28 protein-coding genes are annotated in these 21,232 nt (G+C 61.6%); 6 read left to right on the forward strand and 22 right to left on the reverse strand.

Annotation, left to right across the window (positions count from 1 at the left end; all coding sequences use genetic code 11):
- Nucleotides 1–50: 50 nt before the first annotated feature.
- The 5 genes from H8F27_RS11155 to hypB are packed head-to-tail and all read right to left on the reverse strand — an operon-like array spanning nt 51 to nt 7,981.
- Nucleotides 51–1,082: a dihydroorotate dehydrogenase-like protein gene (locus tag H8F27_RS11155; protein ID WP_197148152.1), complete on the reverse strand. Its 1,032-nt coding sequence runs from the start codon at nt 1,080–1,082 to the stop codon at nt 51–53.
- The gene (gene nifJ, locus H8F27_RS11160; RefSeq protein WP_197148153.1) at nt 1,079–4,681 is read right to left on the reverse strand and encodes a pyruvate:ferredoxin (flavodoxin) oxidoreductase; all 3,603 of its coding nucleotides are present in this window, start codon (nt 4,679–4,681) and stop codon (nt 1,079–1,081) included. Before nifJ ends, H8F27_RS11155 begins: the two co-directional genes overlap by 4 nt.
- On the reverse strand, nt 4,678–4,905 hold the full coding sequence (locus H8F27_RS11165; protein ID WP_197148154.1) for a HypC/HybG/HupF family hydrogenase formation chaperone: 228 nt from the start codon (nt 4,903–4,905) through the stop codon (nt 4,678–4,680). The genes nifJ and H8F27_RS11165 overlap by 4 nt, the downstream gene beginning before the upstream one ends.
- Nucleotides 4,905–7,265, reverse strand: a complete 2,361-nt coding sequence (gene hypF / locus H8F27_RS11170) for a carbamoyltransferase HypF (RefSeq protein ID WP_197148155.1) — start codon at nt 7,263–7,265, stop codon at nt 4,905–4,907. Before hypF ends, H8F27_RS11165 begins: the two co-directional genes overlap by 1 nt.
- Nucleotides 7,262–7,981, reverse strand: a complete 720-nt coding sequence (gene hypB, locus H8F27_RS11175; protein ID WP_197148156.1) for a hydrogenase nickel incorporation protein HypB — start codon at nt 7,979–7,981, stop codon at nt 7,262–7,264. The genes hypF and hypB overlap by 4 nt, the downstream gene beginning before the upstream one ends.
- Nucleotides 7,982–8,057: 76 nt before the next feature.
- On the opposite strand from hypB, the gene H8F27_RS11180 reads away from it, so the two are divergent.
- Entirely contained in the window at nt 8,058–8,225 is a 168-nt protein-coding gene (locus H8F27_RS11180; RefSeq protein ID WP_231596217.1) for a hypothetical protein, read from the forward strand.
- A gap of 97 nt (nt 8,226–8,322) precedes the next feature.
- Here the strand turns inward: H8F27_RS11180 and H8F27_RS11185 are convergent, their stop codons facing one another.
- The 4 genes from H8F27_RS11185 to H8F27_RS11200 form a co-directional block, all read right to left on the reverse strand.
- Complete coding sequence (locus tag H8F27_RS11185) at nt 8,323–8,727, reverse strand: PIN domain-containing protein (RefSeq protein WP_197148157.1); 405 nt, start codon at nt 8,725–8,727, stop codon at nt 8,323–8,325.
- Nucleotides 8,724–8,921, reverse strand: coding sequence for a hypothetical protein (locus tag H8F27_RS11190; protein ID WP_197153524.1), 198 nt, complete (start codon nt 8,919–8,921; stop codon nt 8,724–8,726). The genes H8F27_RS11185 and H8F27_RS11190 overlap by 4 nt, the downstream gene beginning before the upstream one ends.
- Nucleotides 8,922–9,011: 90 nt before the next feature.
- On the reverse strand, nt 9,012–9,353 hold the full coding sequence (gene hypA / locus H8F27_RS11195) for a hydrogenase maturation nickel metallochaperone HypA (RefSeq protein WP_197148158.1): 342 nt from the start codon (nt 9,351–9,353) through the stop codon (nt 9,012–9,014).
- A 43-nt stretch (nt 9,354–9,396) separates the two neighbouring features.
- Nucleotides 9,397–9,774 (reverse strand): Crp/Fnr family transcriptional regulator, encoded by a 378-nt coding sequence (locus tag H8F27_RS11200; RefSeq protein ID WP_197148159.1) that lies wholly within the window; start codon nt 9,772–9,774, stop codon nt 9,397–9,399.
- Between the two features lie 88 nt (nt 9,775–9,862).
- Here H8F27_RS11200 and H8F27_RS11205 point away from each other — a divergent pair, with 88 nt between their 5' ends.
- Entirely contained in the window at nt 9,863–11,401 is a 1,539-nt protein-coding gene (locus tag H8F27_RS11205; RefSeq protein WP_197148160.1) for an IS5 family transposase, read from the forward strand.
- A 104-nt stretch (nt 11,402–11,505) separates the two neighbouring features.
- Here the strand turns inward: H8F27_RS11205 and H8F27_RS11210 are convergent, their stop codons facing one another.
- From H8F27_RS11210 to H8F27_RS11240, 7 genes are all read right to left on the reverse strand, one after another.
- Nucleotides 11,506–11,700: a hypothetical protein gene (locus tag H8F27_RS11210; RefSeq protein WP_197148161.1), complete on the reverse strand. Its 195-nt coding sequence runs from the start codon at nt 11,698–11,700 to the stop codon at nt 11,506–11,508.
- Between the two features lie 12 nt (nt 11,701–11,712).
- A complete protein-coding gene (locus H8F27_RS18290) occupies nt 11,713–11,997 on the reverse strand; it encodes a mechanosensitive ion channel (RefSeq protein WP_197148162.1) in 285 nt (94 codons plus the stop codon).
- A gap of 27 nt (nt 11,998–12,024) precedes the next feature.
- The gene (locus H8F27_RS11220) at nt 12,025–12,660 is read right to left on the reverse strand and encodes a mechanosensitive ion channel family protein (RefSeq protein WP_197148163.1); all 636 of its coding nucleotides are present in this window, start codon (nt 12,658–12,660) and stop codon (nt 12,025–12,027) included.
- 2 nt (nt 12,661–12,662) lie between these two features.
- Nucleotides 12,663–14,459, reverse strand: coding sequence for an adenylate/guanylate cyclase domain-containing protein (locus H8F27_RS11225; RefSeq protein ID WP_197148164.1), 1,797 nt, complete (start codon nt 14,457–14,459; stop codon nt 12,663–12,665).
- A 41-nt stretch (nt 14,460–14,500) separates the two neighbouring features.
- Nucleotides 14,501–14,806, reverse strand: coding sequence for a hypothetical protein (locus H8F27_RS11230; RefSeq protein WP_197148165.1), 306 nt, complete (start codon nt 14,804–14,806; stop codon nt 14,501–14,503).
- Between the two features lie 151 nt (nt 14,807–14,957).
- A complete protein-coding gene (locus H8F27_RS11235; protein WP_231596218.1) occupies nt 14,958–15,695 on the reverse strand; it encodes a carbonic anhydrase in 738 nt (245 codons plus the stop codon).
- A gap of 178 nt (nt 15,696–15,873) precedes the next feature.
- Entirely contained in the window at nt 15,874–16,308 is a 435-nt protein-coding gene (locus H8F27_RS11240) for a hydrogenase maturation protease (protein WP_197148167.1), read from the reverse strand.
- A 177-nt stretch (nt 16,309–16,485) separates the two neighbouring features.
- Between H8F27_RS11240 and H8F27_RS11245 the strand changes: the two genes are divergently transcribed.
- Together H8F27_RS11245 and H8F27_RS18040 are read left to right on the forward strand one after the other, a co-directional pair.
- Complete coding sequence (locus H8F27_RS11245) at nt 16,486–16,638, forward strand: hypothetical protein (RefSeq protein ID WP_197148168.1); 153 nt, start codon at nt 16,486–16,488, stop codon at nt 16,636–16,638.
- Between the two features lie 205 nt (nt 16,639–16,843).
- On the forward strand, nt 16,844–16,978 hold the full coding sequence (locus tag H8F27_RS18040; protein ID WP_255517692.1) for a hypothetical protein: 135 nt from the start codon (nt 16,844–16,846) through the stop codon (nt 16,976–16,978).
- 51 nt (nt 16,979–17,029) lie between these two features.
- On the opposite strand, the gene H8F27_RS18295 is transcribed toward H8F27_RS18040, so the two are convergent.
- From H8F27_RS18295 to H8F27_RS11275, 6 genes are all read right to left on the reverse strand, one after another.
- Nucleotides 17,030–17,122 (reverse strand): VOC family protein, encoded by a 93-nt coding sequence (locus H8F27_RS18295; RefSeq protein ID WP_370594408.1) that lies wholly within the window; start codon nt 17,120–17,122, stop codon nt 17,030–17,032.
- Nucleotides 17,123–17,248: 126 nt separating this feature from the next.
- On the reverse strand, nt 17,249–17,584 hold the full coding sequence (locus H8F27_RS11255; RefSeq protein WP_197148169.1) for a type II toxin-antitoxin system PemK/MazF family toxin: 336 nt from the start codon (nt 17,582–17,584) through the stop codon (nt 17,249–17,251).
- Nucleotides 17,578–17,826 (reverse strand): AbrB/MazE/SpoVT family DNA-binding domain-containing protein, encoded by a 249-nt coding sequence (locus H8F27_RS11260; protein WP_231596219.1) that lies wholly within the window; start codon nt 17,824–17,826, stop codon nt 17,578–17,580. Before H8F27_RS11260 ends, H8F27_RS11255 begins: the two co-directional genes overlap by 7 nt.
- 144 nt (nt 17,827–17,970) lie before the next feature.
- Nucleotides 17,971–18,816, reverse strand: coding sequence for a GIY-YIG nuclease family protein (locus H8F27_RS11265; protein ID WP_197148170.1), 846 nt, complete (start codon nt 18,814–18,816; stop codon nt 17,971–17,973).
- A gap of 164 nt (nt 18,817–18,980) precedes the next feature.
- Nucleotides 18,981–19,241 (reverse strand): DUF2442 domain-containing protein, encoded by a 261-nt coding sequence (locus tag H8F27_RS11270; RefSeq protein WP_197148171.1) that lies wholly within the window; start codon nt 19,239–19,241, stop codon nt 18,981–18,983.
- The gene (locus tag H8F27_RS11275; RefSeq protein WP_197148172.1) at nt 19,234–19,467 is read right to left on the reverse strand and encodes a DUF4160 domain-containing protein; all 234 of its coding nucleotides are present in this window, start codon (nt 19,465–19,467) and stop codon (nt 19,234–19,236) included. Before H8F27_RS11275 ends, H8F27_RS11270 begins: the two co-directional genes overlap by 8 nt.
- A 197-nt stretch (nt 19,468–19,664) precedes the next feature.
- Here H8F27_RS11275 and H8F27_RS17630 point away from each other — a divergent pair, with 197 nt between their 5' ends.
- Nucleotides 19,665–20,102, forward strand: a complete 438-nt coding sequence (locus H8F27_RS17630; protein ID WP_231596220.1) for a hypothetical protein — start codon at nt 19,665–19,667, stop codon at nt 20,100–20,102.
- A 47-nt stretch (nt 20,103–20,149) separates the two neighbouring features.
- Nucleotides 20,150–21,187 carry an IS3 family transposase gene (locus tag H8F27_RS11280; RefSeq protein ID WP_231596221.1) on the forward strand — a complete coding sequence of 346 codons (1,038 nt, stop codon included), beginning with the start codon at nt 20,150–20,152 and terminating at the stop codon, nt 21,185–21,187.
- Nucleotides 21,188–21,232: the final 45 nt, after the last annotated feature.

A 21,232-nucleotide genomic window follows, 5' to 3' on the forward strand; every position in this document is an offset into this window, starting at 1 on the left:
CGTCCAGGGGCGGCTGGCGCTGGCAGCCAGCTCGGCTGACAGATCTGCGCTCACCAGGGGCCCGGCGCCTGGCGGGCATCGGCCGGGCGGTAACCCTGGATGGCGCGCATGTATTGGGCCCGCTCGTATTCGGCCGGATTGGGGCAGCGCTGCTGGCTCATACAGCCGATCAGCTCGGCCACGCTGGCCACCTCGTGCTCCATCAGCCAGATGGAGAGCTCCTGCTCCAGGCCCGCCAGGCGATCGGGGCCGTGGCGCAGCAATGCCCCCACCACCTGGGTCACCGCAGCCCCCGCCATCAACAGCCGCACCACGTCGGTGCCCCGGTGCACGCCGCCACTGGCGGCCAGATCCACCGGCTGGCGGCCGTGGAGTAGGGCGATCCAGCGCAGCGGCAGGCGCAGGTCGTGGGGGGTGGAAAGCAGCAGGTTGGGCCGCACCTCCATGGTCTCGATGTCGATATCGGGCTGGTAGAAGCGGTTGAACAGCACCAGCCCATCGGCGCCCGCCGCGGCCAGGCGCCGGGCCATGGCGCTGAGGTTGGTGAAGAAGGGGCTGAGCTTCACGGCCAGGGGAAGGCGCACCTCGGCGCGCACCTGGCGCACGATCTCCTCCACCTCGGCTTCGATGGCTGCGCTGGAGAGCTCGGGGTCGGTGGGAATCGCATAGATGTTGAGCTCGAGGGCCGAGGCGCCCGCCGCCTCGATTCGCCGCGCCGACTCCACCCAGCGGCCCGGACTGGTGCCGTTGAGGCTGGCGATCACGGGCACCCCAAGGCAGCCGCTGGCCTGCTCGAGATGGCGCAGGTAGAGGTCTTCCCCGCCATGGAAGATCGATGGCTCCGGCACGTAGGTGAGCGCCTCGCCATAGCTATCGGCTCCGGCTGTGGCATGGCGGTGCAGATCGAGCTGCTCCTGCTCGATCTGCTCCTCAAACAGCGAATGCAGCACGATCGCCGCCGCCCCGGCCCGCTCCAGGGCCTGCAGCTGGGCCAACTCCTCGCTGAGGGGCGCGGCCGCACCCACCACCAGGGGGCTGCGCAGGGCCAGGCCGAGGTAGGTGGTGGAGAGGTCGGGGATCATGGCTGGGATTGGGGGTGGGCGAGGGCGCGATAGGTGGCCCAGCGGCATTCGAGCTCTTTCTGGGCCTGGCGCACCAGGGCCTGGGCCCGCTCCGGCTGGCTGTAGCGCAGCATGCGGAAGCGGTTTTCCTGCTCCATCGCCTCCTTGAGCGAGCGCTTTGGCGCCGGGCTGTCGAGTTGCAGGGGAGTCTCGCCGCGCTCGGCCCGGCGCGGGTCGTAGCGGTAGAGCAGCCAGCGACCCGAATCCACCGCCAGCTTCTGGTGCGCCATGCCCTGGGCCATGTCGATGCCATGGGCGATGCAGTGGGAGTAGGCAAGGATCAGAGAAGGGCCCGGGTAGCTCTCGGCCTCCAAGAAGACGCGGATGGTGTGCTCATCGCGGGCCCCCATGGCCACGCTGGCCACATAGACGGTGCCGTAGGTCATCGCCATCAGGCCCAGGTCCTTTTTGGGGGCCGCCTTGCCCGCGGCGGCAAACTTGGCCACCGCACCGCGGGGGGTGCTCTTGGAGGCCTGGCCACCGGTGTTGGAGTACACCTCGGTGTCGAGCACCAGGGCATTCACATCGCGGCCACTGGCGAGCACGTGGTCGAGGCCACCGAAGCCGATGTCGTAGGCCCAGCCATCGCCGCCCACCAGCCAGACACTGGTTTTCACCAGGGCATCGGCTAGCTCCAGCAGCTGGCGGGCCTCGGGCTGCTCCAGGACGGCCAAACGCGCCTTGAGCTCAGCCACCCGCTGGCGCTGCTCGACGATGCCCGCTTCATCGCTCTGGTCGGCGTTGCGGATCGCCGCGGCCAGGGGGGGCGGGAGTTGTTCCGGCTGCAGCTGGCCTGCCAACCGCTCCAGCAGATCGAGCGCCATCTGGCGCTGCTGGTCGCGCGCCACCCGCATGCCATAGCCGAATTCGGCGTTGTCTTCAAACAGGGAATTGCTCCAGGCCGGCCCGCGCCCCTCGCCATTGGCGCTCCAGGGGGTGGTGGGCAGGTTGCCGCCATAGATCGAGCTGCAACCGGTGGCGTTGGCGATCAGCATCCGATCGCCGAACAGCTGGGAGGCGAGCTTGAGGTAGGGCGTTTCACCGCAGCCGCCGCAGGCGCCGGAAAACTCAAACAACGGCTGCTGCAGCTGTTGCTGGCCGATCTTGTGCAGGTTGAGATCAGCCCGGGGCACCTCGCTCAGCTGCAGGAAGAAGTCCCAGTGGCCGCGGGCCTGCTCGCGCAACGGCCGCTGCGGCGCCATGTTGATCGCCTTGCGCTTCGGCTCGCTGCGGTCGCGGGCGGGGCACACCTCCACGCACAGGGCGCAGCCGGTGCAGTCTTCGGCGGCCACCTGGATGGTGAAGGTTTGGCCGGCGAAGGCGGGGTCGCGGGCGGGGGCGGTGCGGAAGCCCTCGGGGGCTGCGGCGAAAACCTCCGGAGCGCCCACCTTGGCGCGGATCACCGCATGGGGGCACACCAGCACGCACTTGCCGCACTGCACGCACAGGTCCGTTTCCCACACCGGCACCTCGGCGGCGATGTTGCGCTTCTCCCAGCGGGCCGTGCCCACCGGCCAGGTGCCGTCGCAGGGCAGGGCGCTCACCGGCAGGGCGTCGCCGCGGCGCTCCAGCATCGGCCCGATCACCTCGCGCACAAACTCCGGGGCCGCGGCGAGACGGTCTTCGGGCGCTGGCAGGCAGGCGGGCCCGTCGAGGCTCGACCAATCGAGGGGCACCAGGTGCTCGAGGCTGGCGTCGAGGGCCGCCAGATTCATCGCCACCACCGCCTCACCCTTGCGGCGGTAGCTGGTTTCGATCGAGTGGCGAATCCGGGCGAGGGCCTCCTGGCGTGGCAGCACGCCGCTGAGGGCAAAGAAGCAGGCCTGCATCACCGTGTTGATGTGGGGCCCCATGCCCGCCTGGCGCGCCACTTGGTAGGCATTGATCTGCTGCACCTGAATCCCCTTGCTGCGGATCTGAGCGCGCAGGGCTTCCGGCAGCCGCGCCCAGGTGTCTGCTGGCGCAAAGGGACTATTGAGCAGCAGCACCCCCCCTGGCTCGATGCCGGCCAGCAGATCGAAGCGCTCCACAAAATCCCACTGGTGGCAGGCCACAAACGTGGGCCGCTGGATCAGGTAAGTGGAGCGGATCGGCTGGGGCCCAAAGCGCAGGTGCGACACCGTGACCGAACCCGACTTCTTGGAGTCGTAAACGAAATAGCCCTGGGCACACAAATCGGTGCCCTCGCCAATGATCTTGATCGCCGCCTTGTTGGCCCCCACCGTGCCATCGGAGCCCAGGCCATAAAACACGGCCCGCACCTCAGCTGCGTCGGTATGGAACCTGTTGTCGAGGGGCAGGGAGCGGTGGGTGAGGTCATCGTCGATGCCCACCGTGAAGTGGTTGAGCGGGCGGGGCTGGCCAGCTGCCAGCAGGGGCCGCAAATGGTCAAATACCGCCTTCACCATCGCCGGGGTGAACTCCTTCGACGACAGCCCGTAGCGGCCGCCCAGCACCGCCGGCAGCGCAGTGGCGCCATGCACCGCCGCCCACTCCTCGGCCAGGGCTGCCACCACATCTAGGTAGAGGGGTTCGCCGGGGGCGCCGGGCTCCTTGCAGCGATCGAGCACGGCAATCGCCTGGATGGTGGCCGGCAGGGCCTCCACCAGCAGCCGGGCCGCAAAGGGCCGAAACAGGCGCACCTTCAGCACCCCCACCCGCTCGCCGGCGGCCTGTAGCGCCTCAGCCGTTTCCACGGCGGTTTCGCAGCCGGAACCCATCAGCACCAGCACCCGCTCGGCAGCGGCGGGGCCGACGTAGTCGTAGGGGCGGTAGGGGCGACCGCTGAGCTCGCCAAAGCGCGCCATCGCCTCGATCAGATGGTCCGGGGCCGCGTCGTAGAAGCGATTTACCGATTCGCGCGCCTGGAAGTAGACGTCGGGGTTTTGGCTGGTGCCGCGGATCACCGGCCGATTGGGGCTGAGGGCGCGGGCGCGGTGGGCGCTGATCTCCGCCGCGGGCATCAGCTCGAGCAGCTGGCTGTCGCTGATCGGCTCAATCTTCTGGATCTCGTGGGAGGTGCGAAAGCCATCGAACACATGCAGGAACGGCAGCCGGCTGAGCAGGCTGAGCCGGGCAGCAATGGCGGCAAAGTCGCCGGCCTCCTGCACCGACGCCGAGCAGAGAATCCCGCAACCGCTGCCGCGGGTGGCCATCACATCGCTGTGGTCACCAAAGATCGACAGGCCCTGGGCCGCCAGCGAGCGGGCCGCCACGTGCAGCACCGCCGGGGTGAGCTCCCCCGCCAGCTTGTAGAGGTTGGGGATCATCAACAGCAGCCCCTGGCTGGCCGTGAAGGTGGTGGTGAGCGCCCCGGCCTGCAGGGCGCCATGCACCGTGCCAGCAGCACCCGCTTCGCTCTGCAGCTCCACCACCGCCGGCACGCTGCCCCAGAGGTTGGGCCGCCCTTCCGCCGCCCAGGCATCAGCCAACTCACCCATCGGCGAGGCCGGCGTGATCGGGTAGATGGCGATCACCTCATTGAGGCGGTAGGCCACCCGAGCCACGGCCTCGTTGCCGTCAATCGTGTTCTTGGTGGTAGTGAGCTGGGGGCTGCTCATGGCTCCTCGGCGGGATCGTCATCGAGCACGACGCTCAGGGCCATCCCCACATGCACCAGTACCCGATCGCCCACCGCCGCCTCCGGCAAACAGGCCAGGCTCACAACCTGGCGCACGCCACCGAAATCCACCTCGGCCTGGCGCCAAAGGGCCCCATCGCCGGCGCCTGCCTCTGGGGCCGAGTCAGTGATCACCAGGATCACCCCAGGGGTCGCCAGGCACATCAGCAGACCGCCGCGCTTTCCTTCGTTATAGGCTGATCAACCAGAGCTGCCCAAAGCTGGCCTAGGGCCAAGCCGCCGTCGTTGCTGGGCAGCTGCTCGGCCCAGCGGGGCACCAAGCCCGCCGCGCGCAGGGCAGCGGCGCTGCTCTCCAGCAGCAAGCGGTTCTGGAAGCAGCCACCGGCTAGCAGCACGGTGGTGGCACCAAGGCGCCCAGCCGCCTGAGCTGCCGCACTGGCCAAGCCGGCCGCCAGGGAAGCGTGGAAGCAGGCAGCGCTCTCCTGCGGCGCCACCCCAGCCACGCCCGCGTTCAACAAGCTCTGCAACAGGGGCTGCCAATCGAGCCAGCCAAGCTCCAGCCCAGCAGCCGGCAGCAGCGGCATGGGCTGGGGCAGGGACAGTGGCAGCGGCAGGGGGGCCTGCAGAGCTAGGCCCTCCAGCAGCAGACCCGCCTCCCCCTCGAAGCTGCTGCGCTGGCAAAGATCCAGCAGGGAGGCCGCCGCATCAAACAGGCGGCCAGTGCTGGAGCAAAGCGGGCTATGGCAGCCGCTGGCGATGGCCTGCAGCAGCAGCTGCCAGTCGCCGGGGCTGAAAGCAGCCCGGCAGGCAGCGGCCCCGGGATGGCCCAGGGCCTCCGGGCCGGCCGCGGCGAGCAGCCCCAGGGCGGCGCGGCGGGGTTCGGCCATGGCCCGCTCGCCGCCGGGCAGGGGAAAGGGGCGCAGGCAGGCCCAGCGCTCAGCCCCGCTGGCCGTGAGCCAGAGCAGCTCGCCGCCCCAGAGCCGGTGGCCGCTCGCCCCGACCGGCTCGCCATAGCCGAGGCCGTCGCAGGCCCACACCAGCAGGGGCAGCGGCAGGCCGTGCTCGGCCGCCACCGCCAGGCCGTGGGCGCGGTGGTGCTGCACCAGCTGCAACGGCAGCCCCAGCCGCCGGGCCGCCGCCGCGGCCAGCTGGTGGCTGGCGTAGCCGGGATGGCCATCGCAGGCCAGGGCAGCGAGCCCGGGGCCAGGTCGCGCCAGCAGCTGCTCGAGCCCCTCGCCCAGCAGCTGCTGGGGCAAGGGCCCAGCCAGATCACCCAGCAGCGGCGCCAGCCAAACGCGGCCGCCGCGGGCCAGGGCCGGCGCACTTTTGAGATCACCGCCAAGGGCCAGGGCGTTGCCGGGCGGGGCCTGCAGAGCCAGGGCCTGGGGGGCATAGCCGCGGGCCCGGCGCAGCAGCACCGGCCGCCCTTCGATCAACTGCAGCACCGAGTCGTCGAGGCGGCGGGCGATCGGGCGGTTGTGCAGCAGGAAGCCATCGGCGATGCCGGCGAGGCGATCGAGGGCCTCGGCCGGATCGAGGCAGAGGGGCTCGCCGCTGCGGTTGCCGCTGGTGGCCACCAGGGGGCGGCCAAAACCCACCGCCAGCAGCTGGTGCAATGGCGAAGCCGGCAACATCACCCCCAAAGCGGCGCTGCCGGGGGCCACCCCGTCGAAGGGTTGGCGCTGGCCTGGCCGGAGCCGCAGCAGCACGATCGGCGCGGCCGGGCGCTGCAGCTGGAGCCTTTCAGGCTCCGATAGCTCCACCAGGGGAGCGATGGCCTCCAGATCGGCCACCAGCAGGGCCAGGGGTTTGGCCGGGCGCTGCTTGCGCCTGCGCAGCCGGGCCACCGCCGCGCCGTTGCTGGCAGCCACCAGCAGCTGGAAGCCGCCCACCCCCTGCAGGGCCAGAATCCCGCCCGCCGCCAGCAGGGCGAGGGCTGCCGCCAGGGGATCCCCGCAGCCGGGGCTAGGCCCCTGCCACTGCAACTGGGGCCCACAGGCGGGGCAGCCGATCGTTTCGGCGTGGAAGCGGCGATCGCCTGGGTCGTCAAACTCCTGCTGGCAGGCAGGGCAGAGCGGAAAGTCGGCCAGGGTGGTGTGGGCGCGGGCGTAGGGCTCGGCGCTGGCGATTGAGTAGCGCGGCCCGCAGCGGCTGCAGCTGATGAAGGGGTAGCCGTAACGGCGGTTGCCAGGGTGGTGGAGTTCGGCCAGACAGGTGGGGCAGGGGGCCAGATCGGCGGCGAGGGCCGGGGCGATCAGGCCGGCGCCCAGGGGTTGGGCGGTGGCGGCGGCGATGCGCAGGCCAGGCGGCGCCGGAACGAGGGGCGGGAGCCACTCGGGCGCCAGTGGCTCAAGAGCGCCGGGGGGCTGCAACGCCTCGGGCAACCGCCGCACCAGCAGCTCCAGCGAGCGGCGCTCCCCCTGCAACTCCAGCCTTACGGCGCCAGCGACGTTTTCCACCTCGCCCACCAGCTGCAGCTCGGTTGCCAGGCGGTGCACCAGGGGCCGAAAACCCACCCCCTGCACTACGCCACGGCACCAGAGGCGCAGCCGGGCCGCGCTCATCGCGCCAGGGCGTTGATCAGGGCGTCGAGGCCGGCGCCGCTGCGGGCCGAGGTTTCCAGCACGCGGGCGTGGGGGGCGACCCGGGCGATGGCGGCGTGGGCGGCGGCGCGATCGAAGCCCACCGCTGCGGCCAGGTCGATCTTGGTGATCAGCACCAGATCGGCGCCGTGGAAGATCGGCGCGTATTTGAGCGGCTTGTCTTCGCCTTCGGTGGTGGAGAGCAGCACAACCCGCAGGCTCTCGCCCAGGTCATAGGCGCCAGGGCACACCAGGTTGCCCACGTTCTCGATCACCAGCAGCTCGAGCTGCTCAAGGCTGATGCCCTGGTGGTGGAGGCGATGCAGGCCCTCCGCCACCATCGGCGCCTCCAGGTGGCAAGCCTGGCCGGTGGTGATCTGCACCGCCGTAAGCCCGGCCGCCTGCAGGCGGCGGGCGTCGTTGTCGGTGGCCAGATCGCCAACGATCACCGCCAGGCGCGGCGCCACGCCCGCGGCGCTGGCCAGGCGCTGGGCCAGGGCTTCGAGCAGGGCGGTTTTACCCGAGCCAGGCGAGGAGAGCAGGTTCACCACCGTGACGCCTGCAGTTTCGAAGCGCTGACGCAGGCCGGCCGCCTGGGCATCGTTGCGCTGCAGCAGGGTCGTGTGCAGGGGCAGCTGGCGGGTTGGTTCTGGCAGCGGCTCAGGCGCCGGCTGTCCGCAGGAGCAGTCGCGGCACATGGGGACACGGGGCTGGGGCCATCTCCAGGCTAGAAGCGCAGAGCGGTGCAGGCAGCGGCATCATTTGATGATCAAAATGCCTGAACGTGTTGCCCTGAAAGGTTCCCCGATGCGCACCACCTTCATGCAGCTCAAACAAGCCCTGCAGGCCCTGGTGCAACGGGAAAATGCCATGCGCCTCGCCGCCCTCGGCGGCAGTGAGCCCAGCCTGGAGCCGATTCCCCGGCGGAGGAGCACCCTTTGATCCTCATCGACACCTCCGGGTAGGTGATCGGCGAACTCGCCTGCAGCAAATGCCCCTCTAGACCCATGGCCGAGGCCTGGCGGAGATGGCGGCGGCTTCAGCTAGGACGATGCAACCGCTGCAGACGCAGCGAACTCACCAAGGCCACGGCCTCAAAGTCGGCATCAAAGCTCACCAGCACGGCATTGTGATGCAGAGCCACGGCGGCCACCAGCAGGTCGAGGCTCAGCACCGTGCGGCCGATGGCACGGCAGTCCTGGCCCAGCACAGTCGCCTGCCTCCAGAGGTCTGGCGGCGTGGACAAGGATGGCAATGTGGCGAACTGGGCCTCTAGCCGCTGGGCCTCGTCCGGTCGGGCCGAGCGCAGCAGCTCAAAGCGGACCGGCTCGGCGAGATGGGCCGCTGGATCGAGCACAAACGGGGCGATGAACTGCTTCAAGGCCAACGGGCTCCGGGCCCGGGTGAAGTCGATCCAGAGACTGCTATCGAGCAACAGCGTCATCGGGCCAGAGCCTGGTCCCGGTCGCGGTCGCGCTGTCGATCAGCCTCAAAACTATCCAGCTCCACCCCCCACTCGCCGCTGAGGAAACGCTGGGCGATGCGGGCGCGTCGATGCCGCTGCAGAGCCTCCTCCATCAGCAGACGAATGGCCGGACCTTTTTTGCGCTCACCCGTGAGCTCGAGGACTTCAGCCATCTCCTCCTCGGAAAGCTCAACCGTCACTTTCATTGTTTTGTCTTTTAATAATCAGATTTTGACATGGACATAGCAGGGAATCAAGCACCCTCACACCACCTCCAGGCTCAGCAGCCGCAGGTCGCGGCCACGCAGCAACTGACGGCTAATCGCACCACAACGGGGACAGTCGCAGCAGCCATCCAGGGCGGGGAAAGGGGCGTCGCAGGCGGAGCAATGGCATTCGGCCGCTTCGATCTCGATGCGCAGCTCCGCGCCAGCGGCGATCGTGCCGGCCATCACCACCGTGTGGGCGAAGTGCAGCGCCTCAGGCTCCACCCCTGCCAGGCTGCCGATGCGCAGGCTTATCGCCGTGATCCGGCTGGCACCGTCGGCGTGGGCCGCCGCCAACACCTGATCGCGCACCGCCTCCATCAGGCTGAGTTCATGCATGGCCCAGCAGGGTCAGGTATTGCGCCGGGGCACGCACTGACGATCAAAACTCCAGGTTGGAAGTCTGCCTCAATTCATCGACCATACGGGTCCGTGCTTCGATCGTAAGGCCCAGCTCTCGGGCAATACTTGGACGGCGCTCCACCAACTCCTTAGCCGCTTCAGGGATGATCAAGATGACCTCGAGATCTTCAGTGGCATGGATCGCCACAGGGCTGGGCCGATCATTGAACAGGGAAATCTCGCCAAAACAATCCCCCTTCGATAGGGAATAGGCAATACGCCTATTCCCTGAACCATCGAGAAGCGAGGCATCAGCCTTGCCCGCGATCATGAAATAAAGACCCATTACCCTATCTCCCTCTGCGTAAACCTTCTCACCAGCCGCATACGTAGGGCTTGCTGAGGAACCAATATCCATTGCGCTGCAGTTGATTCCAGGGGTGGTCTCACGTTAAAATGAGCCAAATGTAGCCATTCCTGGCTTAGAACAATCTGCTGACACGCCAATGTACGTTTTTCAGCACGCAGGTCAGCTATCGATCGAGGAGTTTTACACGCCCTTCGGCGGCAAGCTGGATGCCAATAATCGCTGGGTTCTGCTTCGTAACCTGATTCCATGGATGCCACTGGAAAGCCAGTATGCACCCCGATTCAGTGCCAAGACAGGAGCACCGGCCAAGCCGTTTCAGATGGCGTTCGGTGCGCTGTACATCCAGCAACGCCTGGGAGTGACAGACCGCGAAACGGTTCAGCTGATCACGGAATCACCGTATCTACAATTTTTCATTGGCTTGAGTGCGTACCAGGCAATGCCGCCGTTTGATCCATCAATGATGGTGCATTTTCGTAAGCGCATTGGCCCTGATCTGATCAAGATCTGCAATGACATGACCAAGGCCAATGGCATTGCGATGATTAAAGAGATGCTGGTTTCGGCTGAGGAAGATGCTAGCGAAGAAGAAGAGGAGCAACAGCTTGCTGCCATCGACGAAGCGCTAGGGGTGAAGCCTGCAACGTTGGATCCTGAAAGTAACTGGGGTACTCTGATTCTTGATGCAACCTGCGTGCCTGATGACATTCCCTACCCAGTAGATCTGAGGTTGCTCAACGAAGCGAGAGAGGCCACTGAGAAGATCATCGACGAACTGTTCAAGCAGTTGCAGGGAAAGATCAATCGTAAACCCCGCTGCAACCGGGATAAAGCTCGGAATCGGTTTCTGGCGATCATCAAGAAGAAAAAGCCCAAATCCGCCGAGATCCGTGAAGTCAAGCGCTTTCAGCTCAACGAGATCCGGAGAAACCTCAGAGCAATTTATCAGATGATCCATTGCGGTGCCATGCTTTTGGAGCTTGGAACCCAGCTCTACCGCAAGCTGCTGATCACCAGTGAACTGTACCGGCAGCAGCAGGAGATGTATGAGGCTGATAGCCGGCGCATCGACGATCGGATTGTCAATTTGTCAAAACCACACGTGCGGCCGATCGTGAGGGGCAAGGCGGGAAGGCGAACAGAGTTCGGTGCGAAGATCTCAATATCAGATGATAATGGTTTTGTAGATGTTGATCGCATAAGCTGGGACAACTACAATGAAGCCAACGACCTAATCGCACGTGCCAAGCAATACAAGGAAGAGCGAGGGTACTATCCAGCGCGAATCTGTGCCGATTCAATCTATATGACATTAGGCAACAAGAAGTTCTGCGCAGAAAATAACATCAGACTCAGTGGCCGTCCACGCAAGAAGCAGGTCGAGGCCGAGGTGCAGACAGCAGAGCAACAAGAGCTTTTTAAATCAGACTTGAGAAAGCGTTCCGTGATCGAGGGAAGAATCGGAACGAGCAAACGGAAATATGGACTGGATCGGATAATGACCAAGCTGATTGAAACATCAAGAACGGTGATCACTATGGCGTTCTTTGTGATGAATGCCGAGAAGATTCTGAGGCTACTGCGCTTCTCGTTCTCTATTCTTGTTTCTGTGTACATCCTGATGCTCTATTTGTTTGCATCCTGGCGCCGTCCAGCGCCTCTGTGGGCTGCTTAGTCAGCTTCTGGGAGTAAAACTGAGGTCACCAGCGCTTGGCGCTGCAGGCTGAGATCGCGGCCATTTGCGCGCCCGAAAATCCCGAAAACGAAATTCAGCAAGCCCTACGTATTGAGAACCGCATCCTTGGCCAAATCCCCAAACGACTCCACCTCAATCGCCTCCAACACGGGCATCTGCTGCAGGTCCTTGGAAAATTTGCTGACTCGCGCCAGATCCGTCGAAGCTGCTTCGGCCTGATAAACCTCTCGAACGGGATAGGCAATTTTCAATCGATAACGCTGGTTGGCATACCACACTCTGGCTTGAAACTAATCACGCACAGCGGGACGATCTTGGTAGCCATCAACAAAAAATGTAACCCTGTAGGAAATACCCGAATCTTCATACTTATAGGTGCCAACTTTGATGCCAGGCTGCTCCAAAATGCCTGGAGTAGAAAGGGCCGTCTCCCTCAGCACCTGCTTCACGAGGTTAGGAAGGTGGGCATAGGCATAAGCGAGGAAGACTTCCTCTCTATGGGCCCTGATCGGCTGGCTGTAATTGCTGATAATCTGCTTACCAATGATGAGATGGGGAATAGTGATCTGCACCATGTCAATCGTTTCGATGCGAACCGAACGTCAATTGATATCGGTCACCTTCCCCTCCAAGTCACCCACTCTTAACCAATCACCTTTCTTGAAAGGCTGCTCAAACAGCAGGGTGATTCCGGCAGCAATGCTCCCCAGAGTGTCCTGGAGCGCTAGACCAATCACCACAGAGCCAATACCCAGAGCTGTCACCAGCCCACCAAGATCAATCTTCCAGGTGGCCGATAGAATTATCGCCGCACCAACAAGGATCAGAACAACCCGTGCTAGGTCCCGAAAAAGTTTGGGAATACGCGCCTGCCAACGTTCGCTGACATCAACCTGATCAACGGTGGTGCCGACAGGAGACTGCCGGGTTACATCAGAATCAAAGAAAAGTAGGATGTCGAAAAGAGATAATGCTGCAACAAGCGTGCAGATCCACAGCACAGTCTCGTTAAAGCGAATAACCCAACTTTCCGGATCGAGATGCCCGATATAGGTGAGAAAAATCAACGACGCCAGGGAGGGGATCAGCAGGTTGCGAAGAATCTGCAGTGTTCCCGAGAGAGGCCGGCCCTGCTGGTGAAGATATTGAATGGCCTCACTGAGCAGCAGCTCCGTGACAGGAAACCCAATGGCCAGCAGCAGAGCTGATTTGGTAAACGTATCGTTGCCAAATTCCATACTCAGGCCACCTCAGACTGTTGCTTAGCGGCACCGACGAGACGCCACATCGGAATCAATGACTGGAGTGATCCCGAATATGGGTCGGGATTTAACTTGTCAAAATAGTAGACGTCCTGAAGGAATTCAAACACCGGCTGCGACACCAGAATTGAACCCCTAGAGGGCTTGCCTTGGGCCAGAATACTATTCGCAGTAGATACTGTATCACCCCAAATGTCATAGGTCATCTTGCTTGAGCCAACAGTTCCAATAACAACATCACCAGAATGGATACTACTGATAACATCAAAGTCGGTGCCATGATCATGGTTGAAATGCTTCACCTGCTTCTGGAGCTCCAGGGCAAACCTGACCATTCGACCCATGTGATCCAGGCGTCCGCCCACAAGCCCCGAAGCAGATACATAGCAATCTGCTACAAACTTAATCTTATCTACACCACATTCATCTGCAGCAGAGTCGAAACGGCAGACCAAGTCATTGACCAAGCGCACTCTCTGCTCAGTGCTAATAGAATGCGCAAATGCATCTAATCCGATCACCTCAGTTAACATGACTGAGGCATTCTCAACAGGGTCAGCGATGATATTTTCCCCACTAAGCAAGCGCTGAGCCACTGAAGACGGGAGCAACTTCTGCAACAGATTCCAGCGCTCAAGGCTCAGCATCTCAATAGTCTTTGTTTGTGTATCGAGCCCATCAACCATCCCTGCTAAAGCCGTGGCTAGCTCCCAAAACTCTCCTGGGTTTTCGGAGGCAGCAAGAGCGTTGATCTCACCACTACTAATATCTTTGGCACAACCGATCAAGCGCATGACCGGTTGAATAAATACTGAAGAGAGGAGCAAGGATGCAACCGTAATAAAGAGAATAATCAGGGATCCCCAGAAAAGGATATTGCGCTTAAACTCATTTATGGGTGCATAAGCCTCATCAAGATCCATTTCCGAGAGCACGGCCCAATCCAGACCATTGAGATTCAAGGGTGAGTAGGAACTCAAAACTTTGACCCCCCGATAATCATCGACAATCATGGTGCCTTCGCGCCGCTCCAAGGCATTCCTGGTGGCCTCAGTGTCCATCTGCTGCTCAAGGATGGATGTGCCATAGTGTTCAATATCATCAATCGTTTGCGATTTGACGTTGAGAGCACTCAACGTTTCAAGATAGCCAGCAGGATCCTCCACTAAAAATTTGGAAACCGAACGCATGGCGCTATCAGCTCCCACCAAATAGGCTTCACCAGAACGACCAAGACCGTCCTTTGCCCAGTTGTTGTTGCCGGTCATCACCCTATTGATTTCGTCAACAGGCACCTGCAGGCCAAGCACGCCTATAAATTCATCTCCATCAAATATTGGCGACGTAATAAAGGCAGCCGGCGCACCATAGGAAGGCTTGTAGTGGGCAAAATCTACAATTTTTACAAACCCCTTTGCTTTTGCATTAATAGCCGCATTGACTGCATCTGCAAGGTTACTATCGCGATAGAGCCCAGTCGCCAGACTCATGCCAAAGTCAACTTCCTTGCCAATTGAGTAAATAATTACCCCGCTATCGGGATCCACTAGGAACAGGTCATTGTAGCCAAATAGATCATGGTATTTTGACGAGCGTGGGTGGCATAAGGCGCGAGCCTTGCTGTATTCGCTGCCATCTCCGGCATCGGCAAGACGCTGCTTGCTACCAGCAGGATTTGAATTGCTGGCAATATAGTGATACTGCAGATATTGGCCGGCGCTGTTATGGGGCTCATAAAGGCCAGCGATTGGTGCCCCTTCGTGAAGATCAGCCAAGCGGGGGAGGAACTGATCTTTATAATAGCTATCTATGGAATTTAACCAGGCCTCTGGAATGGCTTTGGCATCAAGCCCCGATAAGCTCTCTTGAAATCCTTCATGGCATTCACCACCATCAGATCTTCACTTAGCGCTTCAGCCTGATGATTCAAGGTATCAAAGTATGACTGCATCTGATAGGCCTTCGAGGCACGCACGCTGGTCAATTGCTCGAAGATCCTTTGCGTGAGATGGACCTCGCCACTGTGGTAACCGAAATAGGCAATGGCCAACATTGCAGAAACGCCGACACTAAGCAGCATCAGCATCAGCTGGGATCGCAGGCTAGGGCGAAACTTGATCATCGGCACTGATCCATGGGGCATAATTTATGCGGTAAATCGACAAGCTAGGATTTGCTGAGTAGGGCGATCCGGGTCGGGCAAAACCAGAAATGAGCATCTTGAACCAGCAGAGGTTGATACTTTCAACTCCTCACTTTATAGATCCAGAACATCACACCAAGCTGACAACTCCTGTGCCAATATCACAATAGGAACTGTGAATTGTCAGCTTCCCTTCTGCTTCTGCGGATTTCAGTACATCGCTGCGTCTGGTGAGCTCGGTGGCTGAATAGCGAGCGTTGGCCTGCACAGCTTTGCTCAGATCGTCACCACTTTGAAGACTGGCCTTGATCGGTGCCACTAGCTGGTCGAGCAAAGGCGTCAGCGGTGCCTTCTCCATGGCCGCCTTTACAGCACCACAGCCACTATGACCAATCACCAGGATCAATGGAGTGCCGAGAACGGACACGGCATATTCCAAGGAAGCAATGGCGTCATCAAAAGCTGTGTTGCCGGCACATCGCACTTCGAAGAGCTCACCGGAAGCACAGGCAAACAACCAGCTGGGATCTACCCGGGAATCCGAGCAGGACAGTGTGGCCGCAAACGGCTTCTGCCCCTGGGCAAGCGCCACAGGATCAATCTGGCATTCGTTCTGCCAGATGGTGTTGAGCGCCTGCATGCGCTCAACCGGTGTGGCGATAGCACTCGCAGCGGCCCAAGCCTTGGCGAAGCGCCCATTGCCGCTCATCAGGCGACTCAAGGCATCTTTTGGGGTGCATACCTGAAGGCTGGCGAGCAACTCGCCATCGATCGGATCGGAGGCCCAGGCACGTCGGGCCCCGATCATCGACCAGGCAGCCGTTGCCACACCGAACGCCGTGCCCGCTAGAAGATCGCGACGGTTCATCCCCATAAAACCCAGCCGGCTGCAGGCAGGCTAAACAACAACCCTCAGACAACACTAAAAGCGCAAACAAAGCAGCAAAAAATTTGGAAAGCAGGGCCTAACAGACCACCTTTCCGCATTAAAGAGAACAAATTACGGGGCCAGTGCCACTCCAATGGACGCAGGTATGAGGCCCAGCTCATGCATGGTGCGCCAGCCAGCCCTGCATGAGCGCCTGGGCCTGGGGCAGGGCTGCCTGGAGCTGGGCCGAGAGAGTGTTGCCGTGCTCAAAAGCATGGGCCGGCACCTGGAGCAGGCAGGCTGCAGGGGCGCGGCCATAGAGCGCCTGACTGATGGCCAGCAACTGGGCGGGCTCGAGCCGGTGGGTGTCCGGCGCTCCCGCCCCGGCCGGGATCACCTCCACCAGCTGGGGGGCACCACCTGCCGGAGCTAGCCAGGCATCGATAAACAGCACCGCCTCCAGCTCACCCAGCTCCGCTGCCAGCTCTGGAGTGAGCTGCTGGACGCTGCGGCCACCAGCCTGCTCAGCCAGCAAAGCGCCGACGCCATCGTCACCGCGGAGGGGATTGCCGATGCCGATCACCAGGCGGGTGTGCTGGGGACGGGCGGGCATGGGCAGGGGGGAAGGACACCTCAGTGTGGCGATGGCTGACCTCGAGCTACTGATGGTCAGATCGCCGAACCCATTTCAGGAATTCAGGCTCAGGGATTCAGGAGGTTTTCAAGGCTCTCGCCACCAGGGAACGACTCACGGCTGCGGAGAACGGCATGGTCCCTTCCCCTGCTGGTGGTGCCGCTTTCCGGAGTGTTGCTGGAGAAGCTGCCGACCAGGCCGAAGCTCTCCGCAAGGGCTGCCAGGCTTGACGACCTCGATTTGGCTGAGGCTGAGGGCCTGGCAGAGGCTGTCGAGCCTTGCCTCGATGCCGTCATCGAGGCGCACTGAGATGGGTCCGTGTAGCACCATCCCGGAGGTATTACGAACACTGGCAAAGCCAGGCTTACCTACGCGATCCCTTCGGTGGCATCGGCGAACCCAAGCCCCTGCGGGAAACAATGCCTTCGGGATCACTGACATAGATGGATGGGCCTTCACCTTCTGCTCCGTAGCGTGACTGCACTGGGCTGACTGTTGCACCATTCGCCTGAAGGTGGCCACGAATGGCCTCGGCATCAAACGGCTCTACACGGAGGCAGAAGTGGTCGAGATTTCTGCCTTCGACTCCAGGGGCCGCGCCACCGGCACTGCCGAGCTTGCCAGTTACAGGGACGAGATCGATAAGTGAACGGCCAGCACGAAGCTGTATTAGGCCAATCTCTTCTTGCCGAAGCTCGACTTAGCAACCGAGTGCTCCGCAATAGAACCGAAGCATTTTGTCCAAGTCGACGACGCGAAGGACTATGTGATCGAGCTCACGTATGTGGATCACGGATTCGTCTCCTTGAGGCGGCGAACGCTTGCCATCACCTGCCCGCAGAGGGCCTCAAGAGAAGATCCTCGGAAGACAGAGTGAATTGCAGTGGCGGGACAGGTACATGGCTGTGTAGCCAGAACTCTACACAGCGAACATCGCCTGCAGAACAGCCAGTAGCTCATTCAGCGTAGTCTCCGACAGACTCCCCAATCGCCTGACGAGACGTTCCCGATCTACAGCCCTTAGCTGATCAGCCACAACGTGACCGTCTTTGCCATCAAAACTGCATCGCACACGAAAAGGGTATGGATGTCCACCAGTGGTAAGAGGCGCGACAATGAAAGTACGAAGATGAGCATTGAGCTCATCCGGTGACACTACGACACAAGGCCTTGTCTTCCTGATTTCAGATCCTCGCGTGGGATTCAATGCAACAAAGTAGATATCCCCTCTTGAGACGCATTCTTGAGTCACCATGACCACTCTTCATCATCAAACCGAGTGGCGCTCATCTCATCGAGAAGTCCCTCCGCCTCGAAAGACGATGCCGCCTCTGCCCAGCCAGCCCTCGGATGTGCCGATGGCTTGATGGTCAGAACCCCTGGAGCAGCCTCGATCTCGACTTCGTCAGTCAGCCCCGCAACCTCAAGCAGCGGCTTAGCGAGACGGATGCCTCTCGAATTGCCGATTTTGACCAGCTTCGCTCGAACCACGGCCACACCCTGCAGACGTGCTCACATTGTAGCCACGCTTGCGACTTCAGCGCATCCCGCTTGCTCTGCCCAACGCTGCCATCACCAGCCCGCAGGAAGCCATACGGTGAATTAAGAAGTGGGTGAGGGCAGGTCTAGTGAACGGCGATGTTATACGGCTTCCAGCTGCTTCAACGTTTGTCCTTGGCGGTCCTTCCATGCGGTGAGACCGTTGGCATGCCCGCCATGCACCACAGCTGCAGCCGCGCTTGGGCTAGAGAACTCAACATCTCTCGTGAAGACAAGGAAGTTGTTTTCAACAGAGAGCGCACCTTCTGCTTTCAACTTTTGCCTCATATTCATAGCCCAGGGATACTTGTGAGCCGAGGGCCTCTCTACAAGCACAGCTTGTGAACCAGCTAGTATAAGAAATCCATTCGGCGTCAGATGCCCCTTCGACTGGAGTCCCTTAATCTCACACAAAAGAATCTGAATTTCACGCCCGGCCTCGGCCTTGACAGCGGTGGGAACTAGCAGCTCAATACCAAGCACTGGTAGCAGCTGATTAACCTTCTCCAGATAAGTCTCTAAATCAGCTCGATCAGATTCGGGAAGCCGAGCGCCACTACCCTGACCATTAACCAACTGTGCTCGGCCAGCGGCACGCGCCTGCTCAATGAGCTTGCCCTCAAGATACCTGATATGTGACTTCGTGAGATTCTCGTCCTTGCTTACAAAGAAAACAAGGTGATTCCAAAAGTCCTTCTGCAGATGCGCTTTGAGCCTATCTCGTATACACTCGGCCTCACCGATGTAGATCGCGGGCTGTCCACTATCTGGATCTGAACCCGATAAAAAGTAAATTCCAGAGCCTTCAGCCTCATCTCGCGAAATGATTCCATCAAATTCACTCCTGGGACCGGCAACAGCCTTGCCAGTCCAATTCGACAACTCCGCAGTACGCAGCCTCTTTGGATCGCCGTGTACCAAGAAGATTTTTATGGTGGCGCTGGTCAACTAGTCATCTGGCACTGCCCACAGCAGACTTTACTGCCCATCAGAGCAGCATGCAGCTGGTTTGATCGGCCCGTCCCATCCGTATAACGCTGGCCATCACTTGGCCGCAGGTATACCCAGCAGAGAAGATATCCTTGCGGTGGCGGCTCAGGTGAATGGCGGTGTTAGCTGACCAGTGCCCTTAGCTGGGGCGCTGGCGCACCACGAAGCAGGCCTTCCACACTTAAATCCTCATCAACATCTGGCCATCGGATTCCATAGCCTGCCCCAGCAATCACCCAGTTTTCACGCTCCTGGGAAGTTGCATGCAGAAGCCCTGGAAACCAAGCCAAAGGGATCGAGATCGATCGACCGTCAGCCAGGTCGACGATCAGCCTGTCCTCTGTTAGGGCAACGTCAGTGACCTGCTCACCAGGGTTAGCCATGAAACTCCTCCCATGCCTTCAGCAGGATAGCTCTGTTCATGCTGATCAGCCGTTCAATTTCACGCAGCTCTCCGGCGCGAAAACCAAGGCTTGAGGCTAGCGCAACAGGAATAAGCGAGACTTTGCATGACGTTTTATCTCTATCAACATGAACATGTGGAGGCCCATTTGGTTCGTGACTGTAGAAGTAGACCCTGTAAGGTCCGCTCCTTAGAATTGTCGGCATCCGAAGCCACCACCATCACACCCACGATACCAACCACGGCTTTCCTGTGCAGCTAACGCTGTCCCCCCCGCCGTCAGGAAAGTTGTCGCCCGTGCTTTTGACCACGCGGGGGCTCAAGGAGATGACCAGTGCGGTGTTACAGCGAGGCTGTCAAAGCTGATATCAGGAAGCGGATGAGTCCGCCTGCTCGGCAGAGCGTGGCGAGGATTTCTGAGGACACAGGCATACACATCGCCACTCTCTACGCTTGGCGCAAGGGCTGGCGCTTGGAGGGTGAGGTGGTGCCGGCATCGCAGAAGGACCCTGAGGGCTGGAGCGCTGCCGACAAGTTCACGGTGGTGCTGGAGACCGCCGGATTGAACGCCACCGAGCTCAGCGTCTACTGCCGCGAGCGGGGCCTTTACCCGGAGCAGGTGCAGCGCTGGCGGCAGGCATCGCAGGATGCCAACGAGAAGCCGGTGCTGACCCTGAAAGAACAGAGGGAGCTGGAGAAGCTCCGCGCCCAGGACCAGCGGGAGATCAAACGGCTGCAGAAGGAACTGCGCAAGAAAGAGAAAGCCCTGGCAGAAGCGGCGGCGCTGCTGCTGGTCACAAAAAAGATGCAGGCCCTCTGGGGAGAGGCCGAGGAGGACTGACCTCCGCGGCTGATCGCCGGAGGGCACTGGAGATCCTCGACGGCGCCGTGGCCGCCGGTGCCACGGCGGCGCGGGTTGCGGAGCGCATGGCCATCAGCCTGCGCACCCTGCAGCGCTGGAGGCGCCAGTTTGCGGGTGATGGGGACGGTGGGGACCGCCGTAAAGGCAGCGCCCGCCACGTGGGACATCGGCTGAGCCACCAGGAGCGCCAGCAGATCCTGGTGGTCTGCAATGAGCCGCAGTACGCCTCGCTGCCACCGGCCCAGATCGTGCCCGATCTGGCCGATCAGGGCGAGTTCGTGGCCTCCGAGAGCAGCTTCTACCGCGTGCTCCACGCCCACCAGCAGGTGCAGCGCCGCGGACGGGCCAGACCGCCGCAGGAGCCAAGGCCGGTGCCCCGGCGACGTGCTGATGGCCCCAACCAGCTCTGGAGCTGGGACATCACCTACCTGCCCACCAGCGTGCGGGGCGTGTGGCTATACCTCTACCTGGTGGTGGACGTCTGGAGCCGCAAAATCGTGGCCTGGGACATCGCCGAGCGGGAGGAGGCCCAGGTGGCCGCTGATCTGATCAGCAGAGCCTGCATCCGGGAGCGGGTCAGCAAGCGCCGCCAGCGCCGGCTGGTCCTGCACGCCGACAACGGCAGCGCCATGCGCGCCGCCACGCTGGAGGTGCGGCTGGAAGAACTCGGGGTGCTGCGCTCCTTCTCCAGGCCACGGGTGTCCAACGACAATCCCTACTCCGAGGCGCTGTTCCGCACTGCCAAATACCGGCCCGACTACCCCAGCAGACCCTTTGCCGGCAAGGAGGAGGCCTGCCAGTGGGCAGCGGCATTCGTGCACTGGTACTGCCACGAGCACCGCCACAGCGCGATCAAATTCGTGACGCCGCAGCAGCGGCACAGCGGCCAGGCCCCTGACATCTGCCAGCAGCGCACGCTGGTCTATGAGCAAGCCCGCCAGCGCCATCCAAAGCGTTGGTCAAGGTCCATCCGCTGCTGGCAACAACCCGACGTTGTCTGGATCAATGAACCACCAGATGACATAACAGCCGAGGAAGAGTTACTCTTTCGACAGGTGGCCTGAATAGGCGCCGACCGGCGACATCTTCCTAAGAAACACCCACGGCCT

This window comes from Synechococcus sp. CBW1108, assembly GCF_015840335.1.
In the GTDB taxonomy this organism is placed as follows: Bacteria; Cyanobacteriota; Cyanobacteriia; order PCC-6307; family Cyanobiaceae; genus Cyanobium_A.